19 protein-coding genes, 1 tRNA gene and 1 riboswitch are annotated in these 19,587 nt (G+C 49.4%); of the genes, 13 read left to right on the top strand and 7 right to left on the bottom strand.

Going from position 1 to position 19,587, the window contains the following annotated elements:
* Positions 1–923 (top strand): NAD(P)H-hydrate dehydratase (locus M4D81_RS25550; protein ID WP_260068486.1); only part of this gene is annotated, 923 nt, incomplete at its 5' end.
* 67 nt (positions 924–990) lie between these two features.
* Here M4D81_RS25550 and M4D81_RS25545 read toward each other — a convergent pair.
* Together M4D81_RS25545 and M4D81_RS25540 are read right to left on the bottom strand one after the other, a co-directional pair.
* On the bottom strand, positions 991–1,446 hold the full coding sequence (locus tag M4D81_RS25545; protein ID WP_260068485.1) for a hypothetical protein: 456 nt from the start codon (positions 1,444–1,446) through the stop codon (positions 991–993).
* A 55-nt stretch (positions 1,447–1,501) separates the two neighbouring features.
* The gene (locus M4D81_RS25540; protein WP_260068484.1) at positions 1,502–2,410 is read right to left on the bottom strand and encodes an SDR family oxidoreductase; all 909 of its coding nucleotides are present in this window, start codon (positions 2,408–2,410) and stop codon (positions 1,502–1,504) included.
* A gap of 395 nt (positions 2,411–2,805) precedes the next feature.
* Between M4D81_RS25540 and ssuE the strand changes: the two genes are divergently transcribed.
* From ssuE to M4D81_RS25500, 8 genes are all read left to right on the top strand, one after another.
* Positions 2,806–3,351, top strand: coding sequence for an NADPH-dependent FMN reductase (ssuE, locus tag M4D81_RS25535; RefSeq protein ID WP_194540764.1), 546 nt, complete (start codon positions 2,806–2,808; stop codon positions 3,349–3,351).
* Positions 3,352–3,412: 61 nt separating this feature from the next.
* Positions 3,413–4,003, top strand: a complete 591-nt coding sequence (locus tag M4D81_RS25530) for a P-loop nucleotide/nucleoside kinase family protein (protein WP_071222319.1) — start codon at positions 3,413–3,415, stop codon at positions 4,001–4,003.
* Between the two features lie 284 nt (positions 4,004–4,287).
* Positions 4,288–5,046, top strand: a complete 759-nt coding sequence (locus M4D81_RS25525) for an AAA family ATPase (protein ID WP_201259422.1) — start codon at positions 4,288–4,290, stop codon at positions 5,044–5,046.
* A gap of 295 nt (positions 5,047–5,341) precedes the next feature.
* The gene (locus M4D81_RS25520; protein ID WP_260068483.1) at positions 5,342–5,788 is read left to right on the top strand and encodes a MarR family winged helix-turn-helix transcriptional regulator; all 447 of its coding nucleotides are present in this window, start codon (positions 5,342–5,344) and stop codon (positions 5,786–5,788) included.
* Positions 5,789–5,869: 81 nt separating this feature from the next.
* Positions 5,870–7,288, top strand: a complete 1,419-nt coding sequence (locus M4D81_RS25515) for an MDR family MFS transporter (protein WP_071222127.1) — start codon at positions 5,870–5,872, stop codon at positions 7,286–7,288.
* Between the two features lie 309 nt (positions 7,289–7,597).
* Positions 7,598–8,395 (top strand): DUF817 domain-containing protein, encoded by a 798-nt coding sequence (locus M4D81_RS25510; protein ID WP_071222126.1) that lies wholly within the window; start codon positions 7,598–7,600, stop codon positions 8,393–8,395.
* Between the two features lie 163 nt (positions 8,396–8,558).
* Positions 8,559–8,702 carry a hypothetical protein gene (locus tag M4D81_RS25505; RefSeq protein WP_260068482.1) on the top strand — a complete coding sequence of 48 codons (144 nt, stop codon included), beginning with the start codon at positions 8,559–8,561 and terminating at the stop codon, positions 8,700–8,702.
* A gap of 125 nt (positions 8,703–8,827) precedes the next feature.
* Positions 8,828–9,769 (top strand): GNAT family N-acetyltransferase, encoded by a 942-nt coding sequence (locus M4D81_RS25500; RefSeq protein ID WP_260068481.1) that lies wholly within the window; start codon positions 8,828–8,830, stop codon positions 9,767–9,769.
* Between the two features lie 120 nt (positions 9,770–9,889).
* Here M4D81_RS25500 and M4D81_RS25495 read toward each other — a convergent pair whose 3' ends face one another.
* Both M4D81_RS25495 and M4D81_RS25490 read right to left on the bottom strand, forming a co-directional pair.
* Positions 9,890–10,921: a ribonucleotide-diphosphate reductase subunit beta gene (locus M4D81_RS25495; RefSeq protein WP_071222122.1), complete on the bottom strand. Its 1,032-nt coding sequence runs from the start codon at positions 10,919–10,921 to the stop codon at positions 9,890–9,892.
* An 806-nt stretch (positions 10,922–11,727) separates the two neighbouring features.
* Entirely contained in the window at positions 11,728–14,061 is a 2,334-nt protein-coding gene (locus tag M4D81_RS25490; protein ID WP_260068480.1) for a ribonucleoside-diphosphate reductase subunit alpha, read from the bottom strand.
* A 194-nt stretch (positions 14,062–14,255) separates the two neighbouring features.
* A riboswitch (cobalamin riboswitch) is annotated at positions 14,256–14,488 on the bottom strand.
* 359 nt (positions 14,489–14,847) lie between these two features.
* Here M4D81_RS25490 and M4D81_RS25485 point away from each other — a divergent pair.
* Positions 14,848–15,153, top strand: coding sequence for an MTH1187 family thiamine-binding protein (locus tag M4D81_RS25485; protein WP_071222119.1), 306 nt, complete (start codon positions 14,848–14,850; stop codon positions 15,151–15,153).
* A 108-nt stretch (positions 15,154–15,261) separates the two neighbouring features.
* A tRNA-Thr gene (locus tag M4D81_RS25480) sits at positions 15,262–15,333 on the top strand.
* Between the two features lie 1,030 nt (positions 15,334–16,363).
* Here the strand turns inward: M4D81_RS25480 and M4D81_RS25475 are convergent.
* On the bottom strand, positions 16,364–16,603 hold the full coding sequence (locus M4D81_RS25475; protein ID WP_216532661.1) for a WGxxGxxG family protein: 240 nt from the start codon (positions 16,601–16,603) through the stop codon (positions 16,364–16,366).
* Between the two features lie 364 nt (positions 16,604–16,967).
* Here M4D81_RS25475 and M4D81_RS25470 point away from each other — a divergent pair, with 364 nt between their 5' ends.
* The gene (locus M4D81_RS25470) at positions 16,968–17,066 is read left to right on the top strand and encodes a YjcZ family sporulation protein (RefSeq protein WP_074961926.1); all 99 of its coding nucleotides are present in this window, start codon (positions 16,968–16,970) and stop codon (positions 17,064–17,066) included.
* Positions 17,067–17,556: 490 nt separating this feature from the next.
* On the opposite strand, the gene M4D81_RS34875 is transcribed toward M4D81_RS25470, so the two are convergent.
* Positions 17,557–17,757 carry a DUF6199 family natural product biosynthesis protein gene (locus M4D81_RS34875; protein WP_397376778.1) on the bottom strand — a complete coding sequence of 67 codons (201 nt, stop codon included), beginning with the start codon at positions 17,755–17,757 and terminating at the stop codon, positions 17,557–17,559.
* 406 nt (positions 17,758–18,163) lie between these two features.
* On the opposite strand from M4D81_RS34875, the gene M4D81_RS25465 reads away from it, so the two are divergent.
* Entirely contained in the window at positions 18,164–18,892 is a 729-nt protein-coding gene (locus M4D81_RS25465) for an N-acetylmuramoyl-L-alanine amidase (protein ID WP_071222317.1), read from the top strand.
* 271 nt (positions 18,893–19,163) lie between these two features.
* Here the strand turns inward: M4D81_RS25465 and M4D81_RS25460 are convergent, their stop codons facing one another.
* Positions 19,164–19,496 carry a hypothetical protein gene (locus tag M4D81_RS25460; RefSeq protein ID WP_071222114.1) on the bottom strand — a complete coding sequence of 111 codons (333 nt, stop codon included), beginning with the start codon at positions 19,494–19,496 and terminating at the stop codon, positions 19,164–19,166.
* Between the last annotated feature and the right edge of the window lie 91 nt (positions 19,497–19,587).

Here is a 19,587-nt window from a genome sequence, read left to right as displayed (position 1 = left end):
TCCGCGCCATCGGCATCCCGGCATTGCTGTGCCAGGAGCACGGCGTCAGCACGCATCTGCTCACCCCGCATGTCCTTCGGACCGAGCTGGGTGTGGACGTGGCCTGCTACCGCTCGCCGGATGGACATAAGGGCACCTACGGTCACGTGCTGACCGTAGGGGGCAGCCGCACGATGAGCGGTGCAGGCCTGCTCGCTTCCCGGGCAGCACTTCGTGCGGGCTGCGGCCTGGTGACCTGGGCGCTCCCTGCAAGCCTGGTGCTGCCGCTGAGCGGAGCCGCGCCCGAGGTGATGCTCGCTCCCGCCACAGACGAAGAGAGCGGAGGCTACTGGGATGAAGCCTCCGCGAAGCAGGTGCTGGAGCTCGCCAAAACCCGCGATGTGCTGGCCGTAGGTCCGGGACTTGGCCGTTTTGAAGGAGATGCCAGATGGCTTCGCCGTTTGTGGGAAGAATGGGAAGGACCGCTGGTCGTGGATGCCGATGCGCTGAATATACTGTCCGCGGCCGGTGATTTCGGAACCTGGAAGCCGCGCGGTGCAGAAACCGTGCTGACCCCGCATCCGGGGGAGATGTCCCGGCTGCTGGGCATCCCGACCGCCGAGCTGCAGCGGGACCGGATCGGTGCCGCCGCATCGTTCGCGACCGGGCACGGGGTTACCCTCGTGCTCAAGGGGGCACATACCGTCGTGGCTTCGCCGGACGGGCAAGCCTACATCAACACAACCGGCACCTCCGGCATGGCGACCGGAGGCACCGGGGACGTGCTGACCGGCATCATTGCCAGCCTGCTGGCGCAAGGATATGCCGGTCCGTCTGCAGCCGCGCTTGGCGTGTGGCTGCACGGCCGTGCCGGCGAGCGGGCCGCGCGGCACCGGGGACATCCCGCCTCTGTTATCGCCGGGGATGTCATCGAAGCACTTTGACGCGAAGAGAAAGGCCCTCATCGAAGGGCCTTTTTTTCATGGATGAAAGCTATAGTCGCAGCTTGAATCAGATCACCCAGCACAACGGGGGAACGACCAAGGCAAAGAACGGGGTGGCCAGAGAATTGCTGGAGAACTTATGCTTCCCCCACAAGAAGATGAGCAGTGTTACAGCTCCCGCTGCTGCGCGCAGCCAGAGCTGCTCCGGATTTCCGCCTGTGAATAGGGCGAAGAACAGAAAACCGACCGCTCCGTACACAGCGGCTTGTTTAGCCTTATGCAGGGAAGGCAAGAACGAGAGTATGGCATCTGCCGCAAGGGATGCAGTCAGCGCGTAACCGTATACCCAGTGCTCTTGCGGCAGATAAAGGCCTAACCATTCCAAAGCTCGATCAGCGGCGGGAGGCCACACCCAATCGAGCAGGCTCAGCAGCAGCACAACGATGCCGGCGCTGGCCAGCTTGTTTAATGCATAAAATCCCATGTCCATCCGGCCGGACCGTTTAGGAATTCCCGTGTTCATGGTACACACCCTCTGCTTGTTATTCATAGCTTCTCGAACGTTTAAAGCACCGTTGTTAACTGGTTACCATCTGTCCCCCGTTGACGTGAATAGCCTGACCCGTGACAAAAGAGGAACAGATGGACGACGCCAAGTAAACATAGGCAGGTGCCAGCTCATAGGGTTGTGCCGCCCGCTTCATCGGTGAATCCGTTCCGAACACGGCGACCTCATCGGCTGGGAAGCTGGATGGGATGAGCGGCGTCCAGACCGAGCCGGGAGCGACGGAATTGACGCGGATGCCTTGATCGACGAGCGAAAGGGCAAGGGATCGGGTAAGGGAAACGATGGCGCCTTTAGTAGAAGAATAGTCGATGAGCTCCTTAAATCCTTGATAGGCGGTAATGGAGGCCGTGTTGATGATCGACGACCCGGATTTCATGTGGGGCAGCGCAGCTTGGATCATGAAGAAAAAGGGAAAGATGTTCGTTTGATAGGTATGATGCAGCTGTTCCTCCGTGATGTCCAAGATGCTGCGCTGAACATACTGGACGGCATGGTTGTTTACGAGCACATCCAGCTTGCCGAAGTGGGCTATCGTCTCGTTTACTACGGCTTCGCAGTTCTTTTTATACCGCAGGTCGATCTTCATTAAGACGCAGCGTCTGCCGAGCGACTCAATCCGCTGCTTCGTCACTTCCGCATCCGAAGTTTCATATAAGTATGGGATGACCAGATCGGCACCTTCCTTGGCAAAAGCAATGGCCGCCGCTTTGCCGATGCCGCTGTCCCCTCCGGTTACAATGGCGATTTTGCCATCCAGTTTACCGCTGCCCCGGTAGGCGGGATCCTCGCTGATCGGACGCGGTGACATGAGGCTTTCAAGACCGGGCTGGCAGTTTTGATGCTGGGGAGGGAACGCAATGGGCTGTTCCTTGCATTCGGTTTTGGAGCCTACGTATGGAATGGGCTGCTGGGGATTCATTTCCTTCCTCCTTTGATATACAGAGTGTTTTCGTTGAACGCCGATGCTTTATCTCTATGCATTCGCCCAGTCGAGGGTGCCGTTTATAAACAGAATAGGAGAAAGGTCGTGCGCAAACGCGCGGAATACCGATTTTTTTACGATTTCTTTCAGGCTATTCAGTAAAAAATCTTCCCCAACTCCGCTGGAGGAGCGAAGTGTAATGGTTGGCAAATCGCCATGATTCAATTGCCGGAGCTGCTGCATTGACAAAAGCGCGGACACATTGATACGATGATACTAATTCTGACAAGTTTGCTCTGATTTATATGGGTTGACGTTCGAGATGACCTTACATAGCGATCTTATGAATGGATGAGATGGCGACACTATAAGATAAGCCGAGGTGAATGATTATGGCGAAAGCTGTTATTATTAACGGGAGTCCTACAGCCGGATCCCGGTTGAATGCGGTTATGGAGTATGCGGAGCAGGCATTGACTGCTGCGAATTTCGAGGTTAGCCGGATCGACGTGGCCGCCCTGCCGCCTGAGGATTTGATTCATACCAAGTTTGAGAGTGAGCATATTGTCAAAGCGAACGGGCTTGTGGCCGAGGCCGATGCCGTGATTGTGGCAAGTCCGGTTTATAAAGCTTCGTTTACCGGTGTTCTGAAGACCTTTTTAGACCTGATTCCGCAAAAAGGCTTGGCCGGCAAAATCGTGCTTCCGATGTTTATCGGCGGCAGTCTCGCACATCTACTGGCGATTGATTATTCGCTCAAGCCCGTGCTTTCTTCGATCGGGGCCCGTCATATTCTTGGCGGCGTGTACGCGGTGGACGCCCAGGTGGCACGTACCGAGGATGGCGGATTTGATGTAGCGGACGTGCTTCAGGAACGCTTGACCTCCGCGATGGAGGAATTAATTGAAGAAACCCGTTACCGGACAGAACGCGCATAAGGATGGCATGAGTGGACGGCAGGGATATAATAGCGATAGAGATCATATGGAGGGATACCATTTGCAAAAGCTAGTGTTTTTTGTCGGCGTGGCCGGTACAGGCAAGACAACCGTAGCCAAGAAGCTTGCAGTCCGTATACCGGCTGCATTTCTCGACCGTGATACGGTGGGGGGACGCTTTGTTGAGAAGTTCCTGGAAAGTAACGGACTGGATCCGAATGACCGCGACTCTTCCTTTTATAAAGAGAACCTGCGCGATCTGGAATATGATACGACCAAGGATATTTGCATCGAGAACCTGGGTGCCGGACAAAATGTTTTTATGATTTCTCCGTTTACCGCCGAGCTCAAGAATCGCGAATGGATTGAAGAAGTCATTGCATCGGCAGGGTTAACGAAAAGCGACGTTGACGTGAAGGTCATCGTGGTTGCGCTCAAAGACATGGATTTGCAGAAGGAGCGCATCATTGACAGACAGACCGAGCGGGATCAGTGGAAGCTGGATCATTGGGACGACTTCAAGAAGCGCGTCGATTTCGTGCCGGAAGTGAACTGGGACATTCCGCAGACATCCATTAAGGTATTCGATAACAGCGGCGATTTGACGGAAGAGAAGGTTGAGGAGCTCTATCAGTTTATCGTAAGCGAGTAGCATATCAGAATAACACCATTCGATATCGTATAATAAAAATGCGTCATACCAGGTGCCGGCGAGCCCTGTGATGGCGTATTTTATTGAGTATCGACGAGGCATCAACATCTCGAGGCAATACCCCCTATTATGGCGTGAAAAAGGATGTTCGTATTCACCCTTCAGGGAAACGCCCCATGCTTATGCTCGGAAATATCGAGCGATGGTCCTGAATTGGAACCATTGCTGGAATGATATATAGTAGAGTAGTAATTATAGGTTTCACAATCGAGGAGGGAAAGCGCTTGGATAACGCTGCTATGCTTGCCTATCTACGAAGCGTTGTGTTAATGAGGGATCGCATCCCTTCATTTCATGAATATCCTTTTAATTTGCCGGCCGTTGCGGCTTTGGACGGTCTTCATTTTCATCCCAAGGTTACTTATATCGTAGGCGAGAACGGCATGGGCAAATCTACGCTGCTGGAGGCGATTGCCACAGCCCTTGGGTTTAATCCGGAAGGAGGAACGATGAACTTCTCGTTCTCAACCGAGGAGACGCATTCCAAGCTTCATGAATACATACGAACCGTTCGAGGCGTACGCAAACCGCGGGATGGTTTTTTCTTTCGGGCGGAGAGCTATTATAACGTCGCCAGCGAGGTAGATGCATTGGAACGGGAGCGACCGGGACTTTATGATTCCTACGGCGGCAAATCGCTTCACCAGCAGTCGCATGGAGAATCGTTTTTTGCTACCTTTTTGCACCGATTCTGGGGGAATGGCTTGTATATTATGGACGAGCCGGAAGCGGCGTTGTCGCCATTTCGCCAAATGGCGCTGCTCCGACGCATCCATGACCTGGTCCAGGAAGACTCGCAGTTTATTATTTCCACGCATTCGCCAATTGTTATGGCTTATCCCGATTCCATCATCTACAAGCTGACTTCCGAAGGGGTGGAAGAGTCGAGCTTGGAGGAAACGGATCATTATATGATTACAAAGGAATTCGTGAATCGCCGGGAAGCGATGCTGCATGAATTGTTTGCAGACGATGAGGAATAAACGGGAAAGATAAGGACGCGTAAGATCGCATAGATCTTGCGAGTCCTTTTTATATAGGAGCCTGTTATCGTACCGAGCGTTTCGAGTCAGGGGAATGATTGGCAGTTTTCCATCCGTAGATATTTCTGATGTTAAGAATCATGGATATTCGAAATCCTGAAATAAACTTCGAAAAATTTAAGTAATTAGTCAGTTATACCACGATAAATGGGATGAAATAGAATTATTATCATGAAAATGGTGTTTACAAGTTAGAATCATTGAACTAAAATAAAAAGCGAGGTGAAAAACTCTGGTGAACGGAAGAGAAGCAAGCGTCGAGAGACTCATGGAGATGTATCGTGAGATATCGGATAAAATGACGAGCCATCGGGTCGTATCTTTTTTGAGTCACTTGAGAAAGAACGATTTAACGATGAATCAGTATAAGATCTTAAGTTTGATCGAGCAGCAGGGTCCGCTGCTTCCGAATCGGTTGGCTGAGCATATGGAGCTTAAGGCTGCAACGATCACGTATTTAGTGGACGCTCTGGGACAGCGGGGGTTGGTGGTTCGAACGCCAAATCCCAGTGATGGACGCAGCCACTATGTCAATCTTACGGCAGAAGGCCGGCAGCTTGTGCTCGATGCCCGCAGCGAAGGAGATTATGCCGTCATGGAATCCTTCAAGCAGCTGGATGAGGACGAGGCGGATAACCTGTATATTTTACTGCGATTGCTTGGCAAGAAATTATTTCCATAACCAAAGACCAAACTCTTTGAATCCCGCCTCCAGCTCTGTTAAACAGATCCGGGCGGGGTTACTTTGTTTAGGAGGCTTCATGTGAATACACAAGATAAATCTTCATTTTGGCTTATAATGAGCGCTATCTTTTTCGGTAATTTTCTGGCGGTGCTCAGCATTACGACCATCAACGTGGCTTTTCCCGTTGTCATGGAGCAGTTCGATGCCACGCTGAGCACAACTCAATGGCTGATGGCCGGTTATTTGCTGGCAACGGGCATTGTGGCTCCCATCGTAGGTTACATGGGGGACCAGCTCAGTTATAAGAGGCTGTTTGTCCTGGCCTTGTTGGGCTTTACGCTCTCGTCGCTATTATGCGTTGTAGCCTGGAACATCGAGACTTTGATTGCTTTCCGGATAACGCAAGGCGTGTTCGGCGGGATGATTATCCCGATTACGATGACCATCATCTACCAGGTATTCCCACGGGAGCGGCAAGCCTACGCCATGGGACTATGGAGCCTGGCCTCTATGCTGGCACCGGTGATCGGGCCGACACTTGGCGGATGGCTGGTGCAATATTTTGGATGGAAATCGATTTTCATCCTAAATATTCCAATCGGTCTGATCTCGATGGTCATCGTAAGCAAATTCATTCCTTTTTATCGACTGACCGGGAAGAAGAGGTTCGATTTCCTCGGATTCTTGACGGTGGTGGCGGGCAGTTCTCTATTGCTGCTCTCCTTCAGCCACGGCAACGACTGGGGCTGGGGATCCTGGAAGACCCTGTCCCTGCTCATCTCCGGAATTTTACTGCTCCTGTTCTTCATTAAGTGGGAGCTGCGGATTTCATCCCCGTTATTGCAGCTTAAAGTATTCAAATTCCCCCGATTTCGGTACAGCTTGATCCTGAACTGCATCGTGACGATATCGCTGTATACGGGAACCTTGCTGGTGCCGCTCTATTTACAGACCGTGCTGAAGCTGTCTCCGATGGATACCGGACTTATCATGCTGCCAGGTGCGGTTGTCATGGCCGCTGCGTCGCCGATTATCGGCAAATTTTATGATCGGATCGGTCCATTCCGGCTGGTGATCACGGGAGTTCTCATCATTGTGGCAGCCACGCTCGCTTTCAGCGGAATCGGCATCCATACCTCGGTTCTGTACATTTCCTTGCTGCAGCTGGTTCGCTGCCTCGGCATTGCTTTATGCAATATGCCGTTAACGAACGCAGCGATGAGCGCGGTGTCCAGCGAATATTCAGGCCACGCATCGTCCATCACGAACTGGGCGCGTCAAGGGCTCGCATCGTTATCGATCGGCATATTCAGCGCACTGGTGGTATCCAGAACGTCCTACTACATGGGCGCGGGGGCTTCGACCCAGCGTGCGGCGACAACGATGGGCATTGATGACGTGTTTATGATCGGAACGATGGTGGCTGTTATTGCCATACCTCTTACATTTTTGTTACGGGTCAAAAAGAAAAAAACGGCTCACCCTGTCGCGCTCTGACCGGGCGTTCATCGGCCAAGTGGAGAAGATAATCCTGCGGGCCGTTGAAGCTTGGCGTAAGATAGGGAAACTCGAAAGGTATCAAGCGATTGAATGGGGATTGTTGAGCTGCATCGTTGGCTTCAAGGATAACCTCAAGCATGGGCAAATAGGACGTTAACTGGTAAGAGGGCAGCTGAAGGGCTGCTCTCTTTTTTTGCATTATACCCGTCAATGGATTGCACGAATTATGACAACGCTGTTCTTTTATTGAAATCGCGGTCTGTGGTAGGGTGAAGTATACGAATGTGCAGGTGGTAGGAGGAGCTTATGGAATTTATACGGAAGCTGTGGATTTTCGGTTATCAGCAGGCGTTGTCCTGCATATTTCCGGTTATGATCTTCGGTGCGCTGGGACTGACCAAGGTGGTTGAGATTCCCGGCTTGGCGCGGTATGATCTCATCCTTCTCATATGTGTGCTGGCGCAAATCGGGATGCTGGTGAGCAAGCTGGAGACATGGGATGAGCTGAAGGTCATCTGCGTCTTTCACGTCATCGGTTTGATGCTGGAGCTGTATAAAGTGCATATGGGCTCGTGGTCTTACCCGGAGGAAGGCTGGAGCAAAATCGGCGGCGTCCCGCTGTACAGCGGCTTTATGTACGCCAGTGTGGCCAGTTATATATGCCAGGCATGGCGCCGAATGCATTTGCGTATAACGGGCTGGCCGCTGCCTGTGCTGACCGTGCTGATCAGCGCAGCGATCTATGCCAACTTCTTTACCCATCACTATGTGTGGGATGCACGCTGGCTTCTCACGGCATTGTTATTCGTGGTGTTCGGCAGAACCATGGTGTATTTTGACGTGGACGGAAAAACGCTGCGGATGCCGCTGGTGCTGTCGTTTCTGCTGATTGGCTTTTTTATCTGGATCGCTGAGAACATTTCTACGTTTCTTGGGGCCTGGACTTATCCGGGTCAGGAGCGCACATGGAGCCTTGTGCATATCGGCAAAATCAGCTCGTGGTTTCTGCTGGTCGTGATCAGTGTCATCATTGTAGCTCAGCTGAAGCATCTGAAGCAGGGCAGAGGACCGTCCCAAGGCAATCCGAAGGGAACGGTCATGTGAGTCCAGTTTAGCGGATTTGACCATTTATGCCTAATCATATATCCTATGGTTAATTAGATGATGGAAAGCTAACGTTGCGACTCGAGCTTAAGGCAGAGACTTTGTATGAACATAGATGTTTGGCATAGATGAACCGCGCGAAGCAGAAGGGAGGAGGATCCACATGAAAAAAAGATCATTGGCGTCTTTGGCAAAAGGCATGGGATACTCCACCGCTGTTTTCTTTGATCCGTCCGATCTTGGGAGAAGTGTGTCCAAAATCGGATATTCGGGCGATCAAGGATCCTTCCATTCGATGACCGAATGAGGATGCAGTGGAATTAAACACCACAGGTCGCTTGCTTGTGGTTGCATAGATCGGCATGTACACCACAGGTGCGCTGTGGTGTTTTTTTGTGTTTCTAATGATTCAAACAGAGGAGAGGGATACGTATGTTCATGCAAGGGAAACAGATTTATGTGAAGTCGGTAGAGGAATCGAATGTGGACGCACTTTTGAAGCTCGAGAAGGATAACCGGGATTTTTTCCAGCGGTTCACGGGCTTAAGGGAAGAGAGCTTCTACACCCATCAGGGACAGCTTGAGCGGATCCGAAAGGCCATGGAAGCCAGCAAGGCAGATCAAGGGTATGTCTATGTGATTGGGCTGCGGGACACCCGAGCGATCATCGGGGAGATTATGCTTACCGAAGTGGTGCGGGGAAATCTGCAGAGCTGCTGGATCGGTTATTTTTTGGACCAAGACCATAACGGAAAGGGCTATATGACCGAAGCGGTTCAATTGGTCGTGAAGTTTGCCTTTCAGGAATTGAAGTTTCACCGGATTGAGGCGGGCGTGATGCCGCACAACCGGGCCTCGATCCAAGTGCTTTTGAAAGCCGGATTCCATAAAGAAGGGATTGCCCGAAAAAACGTGAAAATCAACGGAACGTGGGAGGACCATCAGACGCTGGCTATTTTGAATGAAGCCGATGAGCAGCAGCCGTCTTCAATTCAGCGGTACAATCCACATGTTATTGCTCCGCCGATCGGGCCTTATACCCATATAACCAAGGTTCCGAGAGGGAGCGAGCTGCTGGTCTTCTCCGGTCAGGTGGGAACCGACAGCGAGGGGAACCTGCCGGACGATATGAAGCAGCAGGTGGAGAACACCTTGGGGAACATTGAGAGGTTGTTGGCTGCGGAAGCGATGTCGGCGGATCATATCGTCAAAATCAACATTTGGGCGGCTCAGGAGGTCGACTGGGATCATTTCCATCAGGTATGGGAGAAATTCCACGGGGGGAAGGCCCCGGCCATGACGATGGCTTACGTGCCGGCATTGGCGATGCCGTCCATTCTGGTGGAGATCGAGGTATGGACAGCAAAGGGATAGCATTGATGAACCGTAAGTAAGAGCTGTAGACTTGGACTGCGGCCGATCATATGCAGTTACAAAAAAACCTCCGTGGATTCCTGTTAAGGGATCACGGAGGTTTGTTATATGGAGAGGAGCTTATAGATCGTCAAACCCGTTGTCGTCGCCAACTTTGCCGTAGTTACGGGATTTGGCTTCGAAGAAGTCGGTCTTCGTCGCGTTGAGGGCTTCATCCGAGAAAGGCTTGATCCATGGCATGCAGTTAACGTCCACGCCTTCATAAGCTTTTTCTAGACCCATCATGGTGATACGACGGTTCGCGATGTACTTGATGTAATCGCCCAATTCGTTCAGATCGATGCCGCGCACATTGCTGAGTGTGTAGTGAGCCCAGTTGGTCTCAAGCTCAACCGCACGGTCAATGGTGCGGTACAGGTAGTCGATGTTCTCTTTCGTGTTCAGCTCAGGGAAGTCCTTGAGCAGCTGCTTGAACACTTCGGCGAAGAAGTAGCAGTGCTGGTTCTCGTCACGCTGAATATAGGAAATCATCTGGCTGGTTGCCATCATCTTCTGGTCACGGGCCAAGTTGTAGAAGAAGGCAAACGTGCTGTAGAAGAAGATGCCTTCCAGGATCAGGTCCGCCACCATGGCTTCGAAGAAGGACTGCGGCGACGGATTGTCACGGAAGTTTTGATAGATGTCCGAAATGAACTGATTGCGCTCTAGCAGAACCGGATCATGCTTCCAGTACTCGAAGATTTCCTTCTGTTCCTGATCCGAAACGATGGAAGAGAGCACATAGGAATAGGATTGGTTGTGAACCACCTCTTGCTGACCGATGATGGCCGAGATGGCTTCGAGCGATGAATCCGTGAAGTATCGCTTCACGTCGCTCACAAACATCGTCTGCATGGAATCCAGAACAGCCAGCAGGGAGATGTTGATCTTGAAGGTGCGCTGCTCTTCAGGGTCCAGGCGCGGGAACTGCTGCGCATCCTTGGACATCGGAATCTCGTCTGCGATCCAGTGGTTCAGCAGCAGGACCTTGTACAGCTTATACATATGAGGCATCCGAATGTCGTTCCAGTTCAGAATCCCGGAGCATTCACCTTCAATAACACGCGTGGAACGGTTGGGTGCTTCGGTGTTAAATATCTTTTGCATTTGCATGCCGATTTTCTCTCCTTGTATATCATAGTAGGGCGGCGCTTAGGCGAAGCTGAGGAATATTGGTCCAGCATGCTCACGGGACGGGTATCGCACCGGGACGGGTATCCATCTCCAGCCGCTTGTTGTCCGCCCTTTGCCTGAATGTATTGTAAAGGTTGCAAAGGGCTCCCAAAGGCGGACGTAAACTCTTCCGATTGGATACCCTTACCCTTGTAGTCTTCTATTTAGAAAGCTTATCCACTTCTGCTGTGCGGGAACACCCGCATGCAGCTGTTCGATGCTTGTTTGCACCGCATGAGAAGCGATTCCCAAAGGGAGAGCGATCCACGCAGGCAGTAACTCAACAAAAAGCACGAAGTAACTCATTAGTTTCGCACCACATGAGAAGCGATTCCCAAAGGGAGAGCGATCCACGCAGGCAGTAACTCAAAAACCGCACGAAGTAACTCATTAGCTTCGCACCACATGAGAAGCGATTCCCAAAGGGAGAGCGATCCACGCAGGCAGTAACTCAACAAATCGCACGAAGTAGCTCAAGGTCCCTGCGCCGCATGAGAAGCGATTCCCAAAGGGAGAGCGATCCACACAGGCAGTAACTCAACAAATCGCACGAAGCAGCTCATTCGTCTCCGCACTAAATTCCAGCGTTCCCGTAGGGAGAAAGCGCTCCTAGCCACCAAAGTAACGTAGAAGCGTCTCATTCACACCTTGAACCTCTTACGGGTGTCCAGAGGGCAGCGCCCTTGGGGCCCTCCCTTGGAAGGGAGGGTTTGGGTGGGTTCGAAAATAGGTTGATCTATCGACAGTTAGCTAGCACAGCTTTCACACTCTTCAATCGTCAGCGCACGGCTGCGTACATAGTACGTGGACTTGATACCGGCTTTCCAAGCATGCAGGTGCAGCTCCAGGAATTCCGAAGCACGGATATCAGGGCGGACATACAGGTTAAAGCTTTGCGCCTGGTCAACGTGACGCTGACGGGCGGCAGCCATTTTGATGGACCAATGCTGGTCGATCAGGAAAGCCGTTTTATAGTACCAGATCGTTTTTTCGGACAGATCCGGAGCCGGGTTAGCCACTTTATAGGTGGTTTTTTCTTCATAAGAAAGAAGTTCGTACAATGGATCGATGCTCGCCGTGGAACCCGCGATGATCGAGGTGGAGCCGTTCGGTGCGATGGCAAACAGCCATGCGTTACGGACACCGTTCGCTTGCACTTCCTGCTGCAATTCACGCCACTGTTCGGTGGTCACGAACTTGCCTTCATGCTCGCCGTCGGTGTAACCGCGGAACGTGAAGTACTCGCCGCTCTCCCAGTCGGAGCCTTTGAATTTCGGATAGTGGCCTTTTTCCTTGGCCAACTCCATGCTGGATTTGACGAGCAGGTAGTTGATGTGTTCGTACAGATTGTCATTATAGGCAACGGCTTCGTCGGATTCCCAGCGAATGCCTTCCAGCGCCAGCAAGTGGTGCAGACCGAAGGTGCCGAGACCGACCGCACGATATTGACTGTTGGTATATTGAGCTTGCAGAACTTCAATATTGTTAATGTCGATGACGTTATCCAGCATGCGAACCTGGATTGGAACGAGACGCTCCAGCACACCGGCAGGTACAGCACGAGCCAAGTGGATGGAGTTCAGGTTGCAGACAACGAAATCGCCAGGGATTTTGGAAATGACGATCCGGGTTTGCCCGTCTTTCGTAACCAGCTCCTCTTGCTCAACGACTGTCGGAGATTGGTTCTGCATGATCTCCGTGCACAGGTTGGAAGAGTAGATCATGCCATGCGCAGAGTTCGGGTTCGCACGGTTGACCGTGTCGCGGTAGAACATGTACGGTGTACCCGTTTCAAGCTGGGATTTCATGATGCGCTTCATAATGTCGATGGCTTGTACCGTAATGCGCGGCAGCAGCGGGTTCGCCACGGCTTCAGCATACTTTTGACGGAATTCGCCTGCGCCTTGTCCTTGATCATAGAAGTCTTCCAGTCCCAGCGGACGGCCATTCTCGTCTTTCCAGCCCATGATTTTCTTCACTTCATGCGGACAGAACAGGCTCCACTCTTCACGTGCTTCTACAGCCTCCATGAACAGGTCAGGCAGACATACGCCATGGAACACGTCGTGTGCTCTCATACGCTCGTCACCGTTGTTCAGCTTCAGATCCAGGAAGGACAGAATGTCTTTGTGGAACACATCCAGATAAACCGCGATGGCGCCTTTACGGGTTCCCAATTGGTCAACGCTAACAGCGGTGTTGTTCAACTGGCGAATCCAAGGGATAACGCCGGAGCTGGTATTCTTGTGACCGCGGATGTCAGAGCCGCGTGCACGGACTTTACCGAGGTATACCCCGATGCCGCCGCCCATTTTGCTGAGACGGGCGATATCCGTATTGGAATCGAAGATCCCCTCCAGGGAGTCGTCCACGGTATCGATGAAGCAGCTGGAAAGCTGGCCGGCTACCTTTTTGCCTGCATTGGACATTGTCGGCGTAGCCGCCGTCATGTACAGGTTACTCATGGCCCAGTAGGCTTCTTTGACAAGGTCGAGACGCTTGTCGGCAGGCTCGTTATGCATGAGGAACATCGCGATGACCATGTAACGTTCTTGCGGAAGTTCCATAACGCGACCATCAAAATCGTTTGCCAGGTAACGCTCAGCCAGCGTCAACAGACCGATGTAATCAAACAGCAGATCACGGCTTGGATCGATGCACTCGCCGAGTTCTTCGATTTGTTCTTTGGTATAGCTGGTCAGAAGATCCTCGCGATAGATGCCTTTTTGTACAAGTTCCGTAATGAGCGGATAGAAGGCACCGTATGGTTCTTCCGGGTAGGCTTTGTATCGGCGGTTGGTGGCCGCTTTTTTATATAAAGAGGTCAGAAACGAACGCGCAGCTGCAAACTTCCAATTCGGTTCCTCTTTGGTGACAAGCTCAAGGGCGGACATCGTGAAGGCGTTGCTGATTTCTTCGCCGGTAACTTGCTCGCCGCGCAATTTGGCATTGACGCCGCGAAGCAGGCGTTCTTTATCGAGCATGTCCAATCCTTTCAGAGTCCGATCGGCATAGACAGAGAGGCGAATTTCATCAAAGGCGAGCTGACGGTTGTTCGGTTTAACTACGAGCTGGGGCATGAATAAATTCCTCGCTTTCTTCGGGGGAAATATGAAAAAGGACATCAAAAAAACATTTTCTGAAACCCGCGGGCAGGCTTGAAAATGTCCGTGCGCTGTGATTCGAAAATGACGTTTGCCATAAGCCCATGAACGGGCATGATGTTATGTACAGACGCAAGTTTAACGAACACTTACCTAAAACCCCGTAGGTTGGTGTCTACTGCATATAGGCAGGTCTCCTGACTCGAGCTTCTTCCCTCGGCATTGCCTTTCCCGAGACCTTACTCCGTTTCCTCGGTGGCATATGTCGGATGTGGATGGCTGATAGATTATAAACAGCTTAGAGCCCTTACAGTGGCGGGACCGTGATGGATTTACACCATGCTTCCCTATTAAGCCGGACTGCCTTATAGGTTGATCCGGCACCTATACACACTATATTTGGTTGTTGTTAATCTAATTTAACCCAATATATTGTGTTTGTAAACCATATTCTTAAAATTGAACGCAAAATGAATTATAGCAAACGAGCGGTCATTGTGCCAGTTAAGAAACTGCCAAAAGGCCATAACATTTCCGGAATTGTGACCAAATGCGACCTTTTCTGCGCAGATACCACGTATATTATCGTTTTGACAAAATAGGATATATTCGTATGGACGAAAAGAGGAAGGTACACCATATCTTGTGTGAAGCTAAAGGCAGACGGACTTTGATATGGAGGGCCAGAATTGTTATGATAACAGTATTCGGAAATTTAGAGCATACCATATAATTGGGATGGGAACGAGGGAGGTTTTTAAGATGGCAATAGCGGAGGTAACGGTGATTCCAATCGGAACCGCAACAACGAGTTTGAGCTCTTATGTTGCTGAGATGCAGCGTGTATTGAAACAACAGGATGGAATATCCTATGAGCTGACTTCAATGAGCACCATCATTGAGGGAGAGCTTAACATGATCTGGCGGGCGATTGAGGCTTTGCATGAAGCGCCTTTTCTGTCCGGTGCGCAGCGCGTATCGACTTCCGTGAAGATCGACGACCGCAGGGATCAAGTTTCCTCAAGCAAACAGAAGATCCAGTCCGTGCAGGAGAAATTAGGCGGGTAATGCCGCCAGTTTCGGGGGATATTTCCGTAAGAATTGGGCTTGCATTTTGCTGCTGAAGTATTATAATAATTTTTGTTGTTTCGTGAGGAATAACATCGAATCACATGTGCTGGTGTAGCTCAGGGGTAGAGCAACGCACTCGTAATGCGTAGGTCGGGGGTTCAATTCCCTTCACCAGCATCTTTATAAAGTCAATAACGGCGCGGTTTTCTGAGTTTTCGGAATCGCGCCATTTTTGTTGTTTAACCCGTTCTTCTACCATTTTTCTACCCTTTAGTCTGATGAAGACTTTTCCTTTTCACTTTGAAGAACAACCAACAATCGTCTTCCTTCTACATTGTTTGGGTTTAGGCCAACTCAACAGTGACACTTCCCTATGGGTGGTTATAGTGTACGTGAATCATCAAAATGAGAAATGGATTGGTGTCATAGTGAACTTGAATTAGGTGAGTGGTGAGGGCGAAAGAAGTTTGCTATAGAAAGCCAGAAAGAAAATGACACGAAAAAAGGAACCTCTGTCTATGCCAGCAGGTTCCTTTTGTCGTCTAGTCGGATTAATCGACTCACATGCTTTATTTCCTCTAATGGAACCCAGACTGGCCCATAAGCACTCCGCATCTCCAAGCGATCTGTACAAGCATCTGGTATGCCTTGTAATACTTCGCCATTGATGAGGTATATCGTCACGATATGCTTCTTCTGAATGGCTATTTTTAGTTCTTTATCCCACATTTGATTGATCACGCACCCATGACTAAAGTAATGAAGTCAGTATATCAAAGTCAGGTAAAATTTACTATGGTTCATTTGAACACGAGTAGATGTTATCTGAAAAAATGGGGATTCCAGACGGTAAGTTAGCAGACGGAGTGATTTATGTACCTCTCCGGGCTGCTGGCGAGGTGCTCGGAGTCAACGTGGCTGGGATAACAAAACTAAAATGAAAGCTAGAGTACTAATAGAATATAAGATCCTGCTGGCTTATTGACAGGCAGTTTTTTGTTATATCTAAGGGTCTCAGCTAAATTTTTCATCAAGTCAAAGTACACCAAAAGTCAAGGAGTGGGACTCGCGAAAGGGAACCCTGCTGCTGCAAAGTGTGTTGACTCAAAGGACCGATCTTGACCAAGATGGACTCTGAGATTGGTGAAAGAATGATAAAATCCCGCTCGAATGAGCAGGATTTTATTATATTGCTTCAACGTTCTCTTTAATGACGTTCCGGATTGCGACGTCTCAGACCTACGAGGCCAGCAAGACCGAGTAAACCGAGCCAACCCCAGTCAGTATCGTTGTCATTGCCTACAGCATTGGTGTTATAGCCGTTTGTGTTCACGTTATTGGTTCTCATATCGTTTGAATTCATGTTGTTGTTTTCTGCAAAAGCAGGAACCGCAAGAATCAAAGCAATACTTATACCGGCTAAAAATGTGGCGAGGATTTTCTTCATGATTTGAACTCCTTTCCGTAATTATGTTGATTTCTATCGGGACAGGTACCAGAATTATGGTGCCCTTTACAGATATTATTATTCGTTACTGAGCAACGAAGGAAGTATCTCAAAAAAGACAGAAAAGCAGCCTCAGAAATGGCCAGCACTATCATTTTTTGAAGGTTATACCACTGTAGATGTTAAGATTCCATATCCTTATCGTTATAGTGGAAATATGGATATGAACTGGGCTAAACAGTAATCGCATCTTCGATAGTTCTTGCTTTTATAAAATATGTCCTTGACTATTACCTCTTGCCTTTGCGTTATCAGACGCCCTTACATACTATGTATTATTCCAATTAGGAAGGGGTAGGGAAAAATGAGTGGATACGAAGGTTCTGGGTATGGAAGTAGTATTGGTGTTATTCTCGTTCTCTTTATTCTACTTGTAATTATACTGCGTACATGGGGATTTTAAGTAAATACCTTGTATAAGGACCCCGCTTACGTGAATTGAATGTTCCAGGATTATATTTGAAGGCATCCAGAAATCTGGATGCCTTTTCCATAACACAGTGCAATCAGAGAGAGGGTTCTTTTGTCGATTGTTTCATGGTTTCATTTCATAGATTAGTAGTCCAATTCATTCTCGCAGACGCTGCATATAATGCAATATCTTCTGTGAAGGGAGGATTTCTTATGAAAAAACATCATCATAAGGTTAAAGTTATCGTCCTCAAACCTGGACAAAAAATCATCGTAAAGTGTAAAAAGCATAAGAAGAATCACGCATAAAAAGTCTGTAATGCAGTGGTGAACCTTAACAGAGGTTCACCACTATCCATAGAGCTGCAACTTGAGAATGAAATGGAATTGACTATCTGCCGCTTTTCCGTTGATAGGATGTATAACCATTGAAAAAGGCGAGAAGGTGTGTGTGGGCTCGTTATTATGCTTGGAAAGAGGGATCATAGCAGAACAATCAGAATTCCTGCCACGAATAAAATGGATCCGAGAACCAGCAGAAGAAGCCCGCTGGATTTAATATGTTGAATGTAGTCCGAACTTGGCTCAGAATCATACTTTACTTTCCAGATTCTATATAAGGAACCCCATGTAGGTTTGCGTATTCTCAATACACCACGTACCAAAAAAACGACAGCAAGCACGATAAGTACAAATCCAGATATATTAACCAGCTCCTCACCAAAAGCTCAATGAAAATAGTTAATCCGAGTAATACATATTACAAGCTAAAAAGGTGGATAATTCCACCAGAGCTCCAGTTCATCCGGATTGCTATTTCGTCGGATTTCTGAATACTAATAGATCAAGCCTGATATGAATGGCATCGACGAACATAGAGACTGTATCTAGGCCATCCAATATAGGCTTAAGCAAACACCGAATGTACCAGATTGGAGTATCTTATATATTATACTCGTCCTTGCAGTAGGACTTACAGTTGCTTGCCTAATATAAGCGTGGAAGCATTGGTGGAAGGAATTGCTGCAGTTGCCTTCGCTGTAATGGATCACCGGGCTATTCAACAACCTACAAAGGCGGTGAATGATCGTGAAAAAGGTTTGGATTGACGCAGGGCATGGCGGGAAGGATTCCGGAGCAACCGGAAATGGCCTGCAGGAGAAAGACGTCGTGTTAGCGGTGTCTCTTGCTGTGAAGAAACGATTGGAAGCTGATTATGGCGATGTCCAAGTACTACTCTCCCGGTCTTCAGATGTGTTCCTTGAATTGGCTGAACGGACTCATAAGGCAAACGCTGCTGGCGCAGATATCCTAGTTAGCATCCATTGTAACGCGGGTGGAGGTGCAGGGGGCTTTGAGTCATATCGATATACCTCGGCAAGCTCCGGTTCGGTAAAATTGCAGAACGTTATGCATACGGAGGTCATGAATGCCATTAAATCCTTCGGAGTCATCGATCGGGGTCAGAAGGCCGCTAACTTGCATATGGTCCGTGAATCTAAAATGCCTGCTGTCTTAACCGAAAACTTGTTTATCGATGTCGCGGCAGATGCAGCCAAGCTTAAACGGCAGGATGTAATAGATTCTATTGCGATCGGGCATGTAAATGGCATTGCTAAATATTTGGGGCTTCAGAAGAAAGAGGGGGCTGGTACAGTGGAGGATAAGGTACATGTCGTCGTCAACGGAAAGCAGATCGCGGATGGCAAGCTTGAGAATGGCGTGACCTATGTGCCGCTTCGGGCCATCGGTGAAGCATTAGGGGCCAAAGTGAGCTGGGATAATAAGACCAAGACGGCTACAGTTACGACCGAATAAATACCTGATTATTTGGAGATAGGAAGTATGGTTCTCTTCCATGATATGCAAACCTCCACCTGTTGGGGGTGTGCAAAAGAGCAGTGCTATTTGTGCCCCATCGAACAATTTATGTCCCTTTAATCCTAATTTAAGCTTCCATTAATATTCGGAGCTTATGATATAAGCACCCCTTAAAAAATATATCAGAAGCCCTTCTAACATCGGTTAGAGGGGCTTCTTTGGTTGTCTTCCCTCATCTGAGGTAAAGTCCAGGCTTTTGGATGACTATTTACAATCCCAGCCATTTCGTGATATAAGCCGATACGGCTAATTCCTGGAAATCCTGCCAGCTGCGAAATGGGGTATGCTCAACGATAAACGGGTTAATCGTATGTCCTTGTATGAATTCGTCAAACTCTTCATCTGTGCTTCCCTCATAACCTGCGGCTTTCAGCAAGTGACCGATTGAAGAAAACTTGGTATGTCTTTGAATAAATGATTCCGAGAACAATTCTTCCACGGGCACTTCTTGTTTCATGTCCGAGAGCCTTGCGGCATTTTCGCGAATTTCTGATAGCTTCTCTTCATCCAGTCCGTCTAATCCACTGATCCCAGTATTCATTATGCCCACCTCCAAAAAGTTGCACGTCACTCTATTATACATATACGAGTATGCTGAATTATCGGATTCGCTTTTTTTTGAAGCAGGTATT

It is taken from the genome of Paenibacillus sp. p3-SID867 (genome assembly GCF_025142895.1).
Classification (GTDB): Bacteria; Bacillota; Bacilli; order Paenibacillales; family Paenibacillaceae; genus Paenibacillus_AQ.
Note: the sequence above shows the minus strand (reverse complement) of the source record. Positions and strands in the feature narration are given on the sequence as shown.